1 protein-coding gene and 1 pseudogene are annotated in these 1,104 nt (G+C 44.9%); both read left to right on the top strand.

The window, feature by feature from the left end:
* The coding region (locus tag R7P67_RS25930) for a UTRA domain-containing protein (RefSeq protein WP_318086469.1) at positions 1–460 on the top strand (460 nt) is incomplete at its 5' end.
* A 130-nt stretch (positions 461–590) separates the two neighbouring features.
* Positions 591–1,104: pseudogene (locus R7P67_RS25925) on the top strand (imidazolonepropionase); the annotation flags it as partial.

Below are 1,104 nucleotides of genomic sequence, written 5' to 3'. Positions count from 1 at the left end.
CAATATAGCGGAAGAAGTCAGTGACCGAGGACGCCAATACAGCAGTAAAGTAGTTCAGCAAGTCGCGATAAAAGCGGATGATAGCATCGCAATAAAACTTGGTGTAATGCTTGGTACAACGGTGTTTTACAGTGAGATCATTCACTATGAAGACAGCACACCTATTCAGTTAGAACTGCGTGGGGTAAACAGCCAATACGCCCCGAGTTATCTTAACCAAGACTTCACCCAAATTACTCCTAATCAATACCTATCTAATAACTGTCCGTTGAGCGCGATTGAACACACGGTTGAAGCCATTGTTCCCGATAATCGCATCAAACTGGATTTGAAAATGCAGGCCAATGAACCTTGTCTTCTTCTTAATCGTAGAACATGGAGCCAAGACAAGTTGGTCAGTACAGCTCTACTCTACCACCCAGGTAACAAGTACAAGCTGAGCTCTAAAGTTCTGCTCTAGGTGCATATAAACAGCCTTTCCCACTACGTTTTGATCACATTTTAGCAACATCACGCTTGTCACCGCATTCTTTTTGACCTATTTATTTGTATATACATTTAAAGATACAAATCAAAGTAGGAATGAGAGAATGGATTTGCTGATTGAGAATGCCCGACTAGTTAGCATGGAACGTGGTGAAGCAGGTTATTTACCAACGCCACCAACCCGTGTTGGTATTCAAGCTGGTCACATCGCGGCTATCAGTGCTCATCCAGTTGGAAGTGACACCCCTCAAATAGAAGCGCTTCTGTCTCCTCAACACTATTCGCAAACTATCGACCTACAAGGTCAACTTCTGACGCCGGGACTCATTGATTGCCACACCCACTTAATTTACGCGGGGAATCGCGCGAATGAATTTGAGATGCGCTTAAACGGCGTGCCTTATCAGGAAATAGCGAAGCAAGGTGGCGGTATCCTTTCCAGCGTAAAGGCCACTCGAGCAGCTACTGAAGAGCAATTAATTGAGCTCGCGTTGCCTCGTTTAGATGGCTTGTTAGCAAGTGGGGTTACGTCGGTTGAAGTAAAATCAGGCTACGGCTTGACGCTCAAAGACGAACTAAAAATGCTGCGTGCTGCAAAAGCCTTAGAACAAGAGCGTA

The sequence above is a fragment of the Vibrio sp. Vb0937 genome, assembly GCF_033338855.1.
The sequence above is the reverse complement of the archived record's forward strand: the minus strand, read 5'-3'. Positions and strand labels throughout refer to the sequence as shown.